An 11,171-nucleotide genomic window follows, 5' to 3' on the forward strand; every position below is an offset into this window, starting at 1 on the left:
GTTCCCCCGCAGAACACATGGCGGGCCCGGCTTAAACCTCCGGCAGGCAACGGGCATCAGAGTGTTTATGCTGAACGCCGTGGCCGAACTCCCGATCCCCGCCGATGACGCCCCCGCCGACGCCGCGGCGGGTGCCGACGTCGAAGCGAGCCTGATCCGCGCCGCGGTCGAGGGCGACGTGAGCGCCTTCGAGGCCTTGTACCGGCGCCATTCAGGCCGCGTCCACGGCGTCATCGGCCGCCTCGTCGGCCACCACGGCACCCGCGCCGAGGACCTCACCCAGGAGGCCTTCGTCCGGGCCTGGCAAGCCCTGCCGGCGTTCCGGTTCGAGGCGGCGTTCTCGACCTGGCTGCACCGGCTGGCGGTCAACACGGCGCTGATGGACATGCGCAGCCAACGCAGTCGGCCGCAGCACGAGGGCGACGACGATGCCTTCGACCTGCTCGGCCAGGCCGATTCGGCCGGCCACACCACCGCGCTTTCCATGGACCTGGAGCGCGCGGTCGCCAGCCTGCCGCCACGCGCCCGCGCCGTCCTGGTCCTGTACGACGTGGAAGGCTGGAAGCACGAGGAGATCGCCGCCGAGCTGGGCATGGCGGTAGGCAGTTCGAAGGCGCAATTGCATCGCGCGCGCCACCTGTTGCGCGAACGACTCGGTGAAACCGCCTGGTCCGGAGACATTCCATGACACACGAAATCGACCCCCACCGTCAGCCCGACGCTCCGCTGCCCGACGAACTGCGCTGGCAGCTTCGTGGACTGCGCACCGACCTGCCGCCCTCGCGCGACCTGTGGCCCGGCATCGCCGGTCGCCTGGCGCCCCGCGAAGCGGCGACGGCCCCCGCGCCCGCGCAGCGCCGCTGGCTGGCTCCGCTCGCCCTCGCGGCCAGCCTGCTGTTGGTGGCCACGACGCTGGGCTGGTATCTGCCTCCCACGGGCGATGCCCCGGCCGGCGGCGCCGGTGTCGCGACGACGGCCGCGCCGGCCACCCCGTCACCCCGGGCCACGGACCCCGCCTGGGCGTACCAGCGCGAGGTCGCCGGGCTGACGCGGCAATACCAGGCCGCGTTCAATGCGCTGGGCGCCGTGCCGGGCGACCCGAGCCTGCAGCCGGCCATCAACGACCTGGACCGCAACGCCGACATGATCCTCGACGCCCTGGCCCAGCAACCCGATTCGCGCCTGCTGCTCGACCAGTTGCGCCGCACCTATGCCCAACGCCTGGCGCTGAGCCAGCGCATGCTCAATTCCTGACCGGAGCCCGCCATGACCCGAATCCAAACCGTTGCCGCACCCATGCTGGCCTCCGCCCTCTTCGTGGCGGCCCTGCCCGCCTTCGCCGGCACCCCCATCGACGAAACCCGTCCGCTCGACCCGCGCGGCAGCGTCGACATCGACAATCTCAAGGGCCGCATCGAAGTGCGCGCCTGGGATCGCGCCGAGGTCAAGATCACCGGCACGCTCGGCAAGGGCGTGGAGAAGCTGGAGATCACCGGCGACAAGCGCAACCTCGACATCGAGGTGAAGTACCCCAACCGCGGCAGCGGCCTGGGCCTGTTCACCAGCAGCGACAAGAGCGAGCCCAGCGACCTGGTGGTGATGGTGCCGCTGCGCGCCAACCTGGAGATCGACTCGGTCTCGGCCGACATCGACGTCGCCGGCGTCGCCCCCGATTCGCTGTCCATCGACACCGTCAGCGGCGACGCCGTGGTGGCCGGTGCGCCGGGCGAATTGAGCGTGGACAGCGTCAGCGGCGACCTGAGGCTCACCGTCAACTCCCGCAACGTCTCCATCGACAGCGTCTCGGGCGACATCCGGCTCTCGGGCCGCCTGGACGGCGAGGTGTCCATCGACAGCGTCTCCAGCGAAGTGGAGGTCCGGGTGATCGACAGCCAGCTGCGCCGCTTCTCCGGCGAGACCGTGTCCGGCGACTTCGACCTGCGCACCGCGCTGGCCCCGAACGCCCGCATCGACATCGAGTCGGTCAGCGGCGATGTCGACCTGCATTTCCCGCGCAGCCTGTCGGCGACGGTCAAGGCCTCGAGCTTCAGCGGCGACCTCAGCGCGCCGGATGCAAACATCGAACGCCCCAGGCATGGACCGGGCGCCAGTTTCACCCATCGCTACGGCGGCGGCGACGCCGACATCACGCTGGAGAGCTTCTCCGGCGACGTGACCCTGCAGTTCGACCCGTGATGCGGGCGATTGCCGCACCTCCACCCGGAGGGGCGCCGGCAGGGCGTCCCCCGGGAGTTCCGACACCTGCCTTTCCGCCTCCCGGGGGCGGGATGCCAGGCTTCAATAATAGCCGACCAGGTTCAGGAACCAGCCTCGCTGGTCGTAGTCGAACTCGGTGAGGTCGTCGCTGAAGTCGGTGAAATTGTAGCCGACGCCGATGCGGAAATTCTTGCCAATGTCGCGGTCCAGTCCGAGGAGCCAGCCCCGGCGCATGCCGCCATCCTCGACATCCAGCCAGCGGTACTCGGCCATCGCGTGCCAGGCGTAGACGACCTCGTAGCGGAGCTGCGCCGCAGCGAAGTTGGTGGATGAGTCGAACCACGGTCCGCTGCCGCGCCCGAAGCGCACTTCGCCGCTGCGATGCGCCAGCTTGCCGGCGACTTCCCAGTTCGGGTTGAAGCGGTACACCCCCTCCAGTGCGACCACCTGCGTCTTCTGGTCGTAGTCCTCCTCGACCACCTGCCCCAGGGAGGACAGGTCGTACAGGTAGGTGTAGCGGCCGAACAGCTCCCAGCGGGTGGTGTCCCACGGGCGCCAGGCGAAGCCCACGTTGCCCTCGATGAAGCGGGCATCCGCGCTGGGGTCGATGTTGTCGTCGGTGTCGGCATAGTTCAGGCGCGCGGCGATGCGGAAACTTTCGCTGACGCGGTGGGTCAGCCGGTTCGTGCTGACCCACTGGTCGCGGTCTTCCGCCCCGCGGTCGCGCCGGTACTCCAGCTTGCTCTGCCAGTCGGTGCGCGCCGAGGTGAGGCCACCGTTGACGCTGACCGCCTGCCGGTCGACGTTGCCGCCATCGAGGTTGGTCAATTCGCCATCCTGCAGGGTGAAGCCCAGGTTCCAACCCAGACCCGGGTAGAAATCCATGCCGAAGGTGTGCGCGAAGCCTTCGGCACCCGTTGGATCCTTGAGGTACTGGCTCTCGTTGAACAGGTTGGCCTGTTGCGAAAGGCGCCAGCGCTGGCCCAGGGTCCAGCCGTTGTTCCGGTTGGGACTGAACAGCGAGTCGTAGCGGGTGGTATTGGACGCCCAGGCATAGTTCCCGTAGAGCGACCAGTCCGGCCGCAGCCGGTACTCGGCGGTCAGGATGGCGGCATCGCCGCGGTCGCCGGTGCTGACCTCGCCGCCGACCGAGGAGAGATCGCCGAACAGGTACTGCCCGCCTACGGCGAAGGCATCGTTGTCCTCGTAGGCGCCGCCGTCGTCGTCCAGGGTGGCCTGCGCCAGGCCGTAGAGTTCGAGGCTGCTGCCGAAACGGTGGTTGTACTTCACCGCCCCCAACAGGCCCGTGCCCTCCACGCCGCCGCGATCCTCCTCGACCCGGCGCAGTTCGGCACTGAAGGTCCCATCGTCGCTGACCCGCCATTCCAGCATCGCCTGCGCCTGCACCAGGGCGTCGGCGCCCCGCTCGGCCTCGCTGTAGCGCGAGTAGAACTTCAGGTTGGGCGTGAACCAGCCCAGCGCCTCGGCGCCGAACTCGGTGACATCCTCGCCCGGGTCGTAGCGGCTGATCGAATAACCGTCGCCGACTTCGCGCCACCATGCGGCGAGGGCCCAGTCCTCCTCCGTCCAGCCCAGTTCCTTGAGGTTGGCCCGCGCCTCGACCGAACGGGCCGCGCCCTCGCGCGGGCCGACCGGGTTGCTCTGGACGAAATCCAGGCCGCCGTTGTCGGAGAAGAACACCGGCGCGCTGAGGGACTCGGTCTGGGCATACTCCAGCTTGAGATAGGTCCCCTTCCCGGCCTGCAGGGTGACGTCGCCTGCCGCGAGGGTGTAGTCCTCGCCGGCACGGTTCTCGTCCACGTAGGTGAAGCCGACGCCGAGATGGTCGCCGAACCACTGCTTGCCGCGCAGGCCGGCGGTGATTTCATCGGCATCGAAATCGCTGGGCAGCCACTCATAATCCACGAGCAGGCGCTGCTCGAGCCCGTCCAGCGGCGCGTCGCGGGTCAGGGTCGGAACGTTCTGGCGGGTGATCTGGGCCAGGGGGCGGGTCAACAGGATCCTGCCCTGCATCTCGTCCAGCTCGTAGTCTGCGCCGCGTACCAGCACCACGCGCTCCTCGACCCGGCCGGTGGTCGTGTCGCGGATCTCCAGCACGACCTGCTCCGAACCCGGAAGGATGTCGGTATGGCGCAGGTAATACAGGCTGCCGCCAGTGCCGAGGAACTCGCTGTGGCCGGGCGCGGTCTGGGCCTCCGAACCGAACGCGCGGACTTCCGTGGACGGGTCGCCCCAGGCATTGGTCCCATTGGAGCGCCAGCTGAGCGCCGCACCGTACAGGGCCCGCACGTACTGGCTGTACTCGGTGCCGGTGAATCCGGTGTCGAAGTTGCCCCACAGCGCCTGGTTCTTGTCCCAGTCCAGGCGCAGGTAGAAGCGCCCCATGGTGTCGACGTCGCGCCAGGTGACGGAGTCGTCGCCGTAGGTCGGATAGTAGAGGTCGGGATCGAGCCGCCAGAAGATGTCCCGCGGGTACGCCTCGCCGAAACCATCGAACAGGTGCTCGAGGTCCTTCTCCGTGGTGTCGGCTTGCGCGGTGAAGAGGTAGCGCCCCTTGAGCTTGGCCTTGCCATAGAACGCGAGCCGACCGTCGCTGATCACGTCGTCGTCGTAGCGCGCGTCCACCGCGGCGCGATCGACAGAGCCGCTGACATCGTTCCGGGCGATGGTGACGTCGGCGATGCCGACCCCGAAGAAGTAATCGCCACTGACATCCACCGCCAGCGTGTGCGCGTAGTCGCCCTCGGGTCCCGACAAGGCCACCTCGAAATCGTGTGAGCCGACCGGCATCAGGTACTCGGCGACGAACTTGCGGTCCAGGTCGACCGGGTAGCTGTCGCCGTCGATGGCCAGCGTGGCGCGCTCGGGCAGGTTGCGGCCCTGGATGCGCACGCGCGATCCATTGAGCGGAATGTTTTGCAGGCGCAGGCCGCTGCCGGCGAACACGTTGTCGAGCAGGCGCCGGGTCTCGGCCTGGTCCGCGGTCAGGGCCATGCCGAGCGAGCGCTCGGTGGCCATGCGCAGCCGTTGGTTTCCGCTCTCGGCTTCCTCCGGCAGCACCAGTTGCATGGCCTGGGGGAAGGTTTCGTCGTAGGTCCCGTCGGCACCATGCGCACGCAGTACGTAGAGCAACTCGTCGCCGGTACGGAAGCGGTATCGATCGGGCAGCGTGCCGTCCCACTCGCCTTCGGCCACCGCGGCGACCTCCAGCGGGACCGTGGCGATCGGCTCGATCAGGTCGGCATCGCTGGCACGGTAGATGGACACCTCGTAGCGCTCGACGAAGGCGCTGTAGTTGCCCCGCGCATAGAAGCGCACCGGACGCGTCACGCGCTGGCCGTCGAACGGCAACATGGAAGTCGCCGAGATCGACAACTCCGGCAGGCCCGGGTTGGGATCCTCGGTCGCCCAGATCACGCCGCCATCGGGCAGCGCCACCGAGAACCTGCCGAGCGCAACGGCCGTGCCCGGATTCTCGCGCTCGATGGTCACGCGCCGGTCGGGCGCAAGTGCCCGGCTCGTAGGTGGCGTGTCAGGCGTGGTCGTCGGCTGGTCTTCGCTGCGCGTGCGGATGCGAAGCAGGATCCCTTCCTCGCTGCTGCAGCCTTCGTCGGTGCAATCGGGAGGAGGTGCGGTCGACGCCGGGTCGTCCCGCGAGGGCACGCTCGAACGTGGCGGCGCGCCCTCGTCCACCGGCGGTTGCGCGTCCGCGGCGGCGACGCCCCTCGTGCTCTGCGCGGCGGCTGTGGAGGCCAGTCCCGCAAGCACGCCCAGCAGGGCGGCATCGAGCAGTTTCCTGCGCAAGGTCATGGCGTGCCCCCCTGCCCTGGCGATCGCAAGGGTGCATCGGGATCGGCCTCGATCTCGACTTTCAACCTGGCGCGCAGGTCGGGCTGCAGCCGCGCCGCCAGCGCATCGAACACGGCCCTTGCGCGCCGGAGACCGAGCGCGGCGTTGTAGTCGCGGCTACCGCGGCGGTCGGCGTGGCCGATGATCGCGACGCTGGTGCCGCCACTGTCGGCCAGCAACAGCGCCACCTGGTCGAGCACGGCGTCGTAGCGTGGCTTGATCGTGGACGCGTCGGTGTCGAACAACACGGTACCCAGCACCGGTCCACCTTCGCCGATGCCGGCCACGAGGGTGGACGGGTCGTCGGGCTCGGCGCGCACGCTCAGCGTCACCTGCGCGCGCAGCGCCTCGTCCAGACGTTCGCCGAGCAGGCCGCGCACCGCGCTCGCGCGTGCGAGCGCGAGCGCCTCGGTCTCCCCATCGGCGGTGACGACGACCTCGCCCGCGCCGTGCGCGCGCACCTGCTCCGCGATGCTGTCGACCACCGGGAGGTATCGGGCCTGGACCTCTGAGCTGCCCGGTGCGAACACCACCGTGCCCAGCGCCATCTCCACGTCCTTGCGGCCCTTGATCACCTCGTCCGGGATGCGGATGCCAAAGTTCATCCCGGTCGGCACGCCACCCGTGATCCGCCGCACCTTCGGGTTCTCCGTGGTGATCTCCGCGCCCGGCGGCAGCGTCGCGGTGTCGACCTTCAGGATGAAGTTTCGACCACGCGCGGACGCACCACCCTCGACGCCGAGCAGGTGGAAGCGCCCGTACTGATCGGTCTCCACGATCAGGCCCTCGACCGATGCGATGCGCACCCCGGGGATGCCACGCTCGTCGATGCCTTCGTTACGCAGGACGTAATCTACCTGGTACCCGTCGGCGACCCGCGCGACATCGCGGCGCACGGAGGGCATCGCGGCGGTCAGGCCATCCGCGGCCTGGCCAGTGGCCTCGATCGTCGTGGCTCCGTCGGCAGCCATTCGGAGGGTCGCGCCCTGGTTGTTGCCCAGCACGAAGTCGCCCGTGAAATCGGCTTCGCGCAGGCGCTGGCTGATCACGATCTCGCGCGCACTGGCGGGATCGGCCACCGACTGCCGGCCGTCGATGCGACCGACGTCGATGCCGCGCAGCAGGGGCGCACTGGCATCCGGCACGGCCTGCGGACCCTGGCCCCGGTCGATCGTCGTCGAACCGGGCACGTAGGCTTCCGGTGCGAATCCGCCCTGCACGTGCACGTCGGTCAGCGCGGCCGGGTCCTGCCAGCCATCGCCGTCGCGATCATTGAAGCTGGTGCCCGCGATCGTGCTCTCGTTGAGCAGCGGATCGTTGCCCATCACCACCTCCGCGGTGGCCACGTTCGAGGCCGGCCCCTCGTAGGCCGGGTCGAAGGCGATGGCACGGTTGACCTGCACGCCCGGCCGCACGCCCGCGCCCACCCGCATCAGGTAGGTCATGGTGGCGCGGTTGCCTGCGGCGATGTCGATGTCGTTGATACGCAGCGGCGAGGACCCCGAGGCGGTGACGAAGCCATCGTCGTCGTCGCCCTGCAGGGAGCCCTCGACGTAGGTGAACCCAGGCGCGGGCGTGTCGACGATGAAGCCGTCGACGAGGTCGATGTCGCCGGTGTTCTCGAGGGTCAGCGTGTAGCGCACCAGGTCGCCTACGTTGACCTCGCGCGACGCCACGGTCTTGACCAGGAACAGCTCTGCCGGCTCGTTCTGGACCTCGACCTCGGCCACCGCGTCGGCGCTGACGCGCACCGCCCCCCCGGACACGGCGGCGTCAGCCACCGCTTCCACGGTATTGAGCAGCATGCCGGCCTCGACCCGCGCGTCGTCCTCGGTGATCGTGTGGCTGTAGCTGTCGCAGGTCGCCACCTCTCCCGGCAGCAGCGTCGCGGGCGTGCACGCCAGGGTTGTCGGCGCGCCACCCTGGAACGAGTCGGTCACGGTCACGTCGTTGAGCGTGATGTTGCCGCTGTTGGTCGCGGTCACCTGGTAGGTGATCACGTCGCCCACATTGCCTACCCCCGGCGTCGCGTTGTCGACGCTCAGCGTGGCGGTCTTGGTGGTGGAGATCGCCGGGCGCTGGACCACGGGCGTGACGATCCCCGTCGCGCAGTTGGTCGCGGTGGAGCCGGCCGGGCAGGCTTCCGGCGGCAGGGTCGGCACCTCGGGCGGCGCCTCCGTCACCACCGTGGCGTCGTTGGGTACCTCGCCGGCGTCCGCGTCGGCCTGGGTCACGGTATAGGTAGCGACCAGCTGGCACTGGCCGCCCGCCGGGACCAGCGCGCAGGTGACGCTGTCGGGCGTGGTGGTCGGGTCGTCGATGGTCACGTTGGCCAGGGGCACGTTGCCTGTGTTGCTGGCGGTGACGGTATAGGTCAGGGTGTCACCGACGCTGACCTCGCCATTGCCGTCGGCGTCGTCGTTGCTGGTGACCTCCTTTGCCAGTTCGATGGACGGACGGCTGACCGGGTGGTCGGTGTCGCAGTCGTCGCAGACCGGCTCAGGGTCGCCGCCGTCGGGATTGCGTGGGACCACCACGTTCCCGACCGTGCCGGTGGCGTCGTCGGCGATCACCGCGGAGTAGACCAGCGGGTAGCTGCCAGGGAGGACGCCGGCGGGCAGCACGCAGACGAGTGCGCCGGTGCAGGCGTACTCACCCGGATCGATGACCTCGGCGAATACTATGCCGGGATCCATGGTATCGACCAGGGTGATGGGCTGGGTGGTGATGGAGCCACTCACGATGGTGGTGACCGTGAACGTGATGGAAGTGCCGGGGTTCACCGGCACGCCGCTGGCGGGCGTGGACGACTTCGACACGGTGCTGGTCGAGGGCACGATGTCGTGGTCGGTCTCGCAGCTGGCGCACACCGGAGCCGGGTCGGTGCCATCGGGTTTGGTCGCGACGACGCTGTTGCCGACGCTGCCGCTCGCGTCCTGGTCCACGGTGGCGGTGTAGACCAGCGGATAGTCGCCCGGCGTCGTGCCGATGGGCAACGTGCACACCAGCGGATTGGCCGCATTGCAGGCGTAGGCGCCGGCGTTGGTGACGGCACCGAAGCCGAGGCCCTCGCCGAGGGTATCGGTCAGTGTGACCGGTTCGTGCAGGGTGGCGTCGGCCACCGTCGTGGTGACGGTGTAGGTGATGGTATCGCCGGGCGCGACTTCGGAACCGGTCGCGGGATCGGCCGCCTTGACCACGCGGGTCGTCGCCGGCGTGAGCTGGGTCGGGGTGGTCTCGGTATCGTCGTCGACGGCGTCGGGTGCATCGCCCGGTGCCTCCCCGGTGGCGGTGGCGGTGTTGTCGACGGTGCCGGCGGCTTCCTCCGCCGGGGTGATCACATGGGCGTTGCCGCTCGCCACGCAGCTGGCGCTCTCGCCGGGTGCCAGTGACGGGACACTGCACGAAAGGTCCGGCAACAAGGGGTCGACCACCGTGACGGGCGCCAGCACGACGTTGCCGGTGTTCTCTACCGAGAACGCGTAGGTGATCGTGTCCCCCGCATCGCCGACCACGCCGTCGCCGTTGGTATCGGCCAGCGTGCCGGTCTTGTCGAGCACGATCGAAGAGGTCTGCGTGCCGTCCACCGTCACGGTGTCGGGCGGCGAGACCGTGGTGCCGTCGGTCGCGGTGGCGACATTGACCACGCTACCGGCATCCAGGTCGGCCTGGGTCACCACGTGGCTCGCCGTGCAGGTGATCGAGTCGCCGGGCTCCAGGCCACCGGCAGGCAATGCCGGGCAATCGACGCTGTTGGGCGCGAGGATGCGATCGTCGTCGACGGTGATCGGGTCGGTGATGGTGACGTTGCCGTCGTTGGTGACCTGGTAGTCGTAAGCGATCAGGTCGCCGACCGTGTCGTAGGTGGTGGTGGTCGTGCTCTTGTCGAGCACGAGGCTGGGAGCCTGCGCGACGCTCACGAGCGCATCGTCGGGAGGGCTGGCGACCGTGGCGGCGGCGGGCGAGATCGCCGTGGCGGTGGCGGTATTGGTGACCTGGCCGGCATCGATGTCTGCCTGGGTGATGGCATAGGGACCGCTGCAGATGGTGACGGCGCCGGGTGCAAGCGTGGTGGTAGCGCAAGTGATCGTCGGCGGCGTACCGGTTCCGCTGAACGCGGTCTCGTCGATCGCCAGGGTGTCCAGGCTCACGTTGCCGGTATTCGTGACCTCGAAGTCGTAGGTGACGGTCTCGCCAGCCTGGGCCACGGTCGTGGGGGTGGCGGTCTTGACCAGTTCCAGTTCCGCGGTCTGGGCGACGTTGACGACGGCGTCGTCCTCGTTCGTGATCAGCGGGATCCCATTGGGTGGCGTGGCAAGGCCTCGTGCCCGGTTGGTGACCTGGCCGGCATCGATGTCTTCCTGGGTGATGGTGTAGGTCGCGGTGCAGACCGCCTCCTCGCCGGGTCCGAAGCTGCCCGTCGGGCAGGTGGCCGCGGGACGCGTGCCGCTTCCACTGAACAGGATCTCCTCGATCTGCGGATCGGTGACGCTCTGGTTGCCGTCGTTGGTGAGGATGAAGGTGTAGGTGACCTGTTCCCCGGCTGCGGTCACGGTGGACGGACTGACGAGCTTCTGCAGGGACGCCGCGCGCACGTTGCTGACCGTCACCTCGGCGGCGTCGTCATTGCTCGCCACCGGGCCGGCCGGGCCGGTTGCGTTGGCGCGAGCGACGTTGTCCACGCGTCCCGCATCCATGTCCGCCTGGGTCATGCGATAGGTCGCGGTGCAGGTCACCGAGTCACCCGGGGCGAGAGTTCCCGCCGCCGGTCCGCAGAGGACGGCGGTCATCGTGCTGGTGCCGCTGAAGCTCACTTCCTCGATGGTGACCGCCTCGACGGTGACATTGCCCGTATTGGTGACCTCGAATGTGTAGGACAGGAGCTGGTCGACGACATTCACCGTCGCCGGAGACACCGACTTCTCGAGGGTGATGGCCGCATCCTGCGTGACGTCGACCACCGCGTCATCCGGGGCGCTCACCACCGCTGCCCCGCCCGGGTCGGTGCCGTTGGCGGTCGCGGTGTTGGTGACCTCGCCCGCGTCCAGGTCCGCCTGGGTCACCGCGTACGCGGTGCTGGTGCA

At 69.1% G+C, this 11,171-nt stretch carries 5 protein-coding genes; 3 read left to right on the top strand and 2 right to left on the bottom strand.

Going from position 1 to position 11,171, the window contains the following annotated elements; all coding sequences use genetic code 11:
- Positions 1-67: 67 nt before the first annotated feature.
- Genes FKV25_RS09740 through FKV25_RS09750 form a run of 3 tightly spaced genes read left to right on the top strand, consistent with a single transcriptional unit; the run spans position 68 to position 2,196 of the window.
- A complete protein-coding gene (locus tag FKV25_RS09740) occupies positions 68-688 on the top strand; it encodes an RNA polymerase sigma factor (protein ID WP_141518608.1) in 621 nt (206 codons plus the stop codon).
- Positions 685-1,254: a hypothetical protein gene (locus tag FKV25_RS09745; protein WP_141518609.1), complete on the top strand. Its 570-nt coding sequence runs from the start codon at positions 685-687 to the stop codon at positions 1,252-1,254. The genes FKV25_RS09740 and FKV25_RS09745 overlap by 4 nt, the downstream gene beginning before the upstream one ends.
- A gap of 12 nt (positions 1,255-1,266) precedes the next feature.
- Entirely contained in the window at positions 1,267-2,196 is a 930-nt protein-coding gene (locus FKV25_RS09750; protein WP_141518610.1) for a DUF4097 family beta strand repeat-containing protein, read from the top strand.
- Between the two features lie 102 nt (positions 2,197-2,298).
- Here FKV25_RS09750 and FKV25_RS09755 read toward each other — a convergent pair whose 3' ends face one another.
- Together FKV25_RS09755 and FKV25_RS09760 are read right to left on the bottom strand one after the other, a co-directional pair.
- On the bottom strand, positions 2,299-6,048 hold the full coding sequence (locus FKV25_RS09755; protein WP_141518611.1) for a hypothetical protein: 3,750 nt from the start codon (positions 6,046-6,048) through the stop codon (positions 2,299-2,301).
- Positions 6,045-11,171: DUF7507 domain-containing protein (locus tag FKV25_RS09760; protein ID WP_141518612.1), on the bottom strand; the 5,127-nt coding region annotated here is incomplete at its 5' end. The genes FKV25_RS09760 and FKV25_RS09755, both read right to left, overlap by 4 nt.

The organism is Marilutibacter aestuarii (assembly GCF_006546775.1).
GTDB lineage: Bacteria > Pseudomonadota > Gammaproteobacteria > Xanthomonadales > Xanthomonadaceae > Marilutibacter > Marilutibacter aestuarii.

Bases quoted from the DNA above. Each gene is read 5' to 3' on its own strand.
- FKV25_RS09750 (WP_141518610.1), top strand. From the start codon at position 1,267: ATGACCCGAATCCAAACCGTTGCCGCACCCATGCTGGCCTCCGCCCTC.
- FKV25_RS09745 (WP_141518609.1), top strand. From the start codon at position 685: ATGACACACGAAATCGACCCCCACCGTCAGCCCGACGCTCCGCTGCCC.
- FKV25_RS09755 (WP_141518611.1), bottom strand. From the start codon at position 6,048: ATGACCTTGCGCAGGAAACTGCTCGATGCCGCCCTGCTGGGCGTGCTT.
- FKV25_RS09740 (WP_141518608.1), top strand. From the start codon at position 68: ATGCTGAACGCCGTGGCCGAACTCCCGATCCCCGCCGATGACGCCCCC.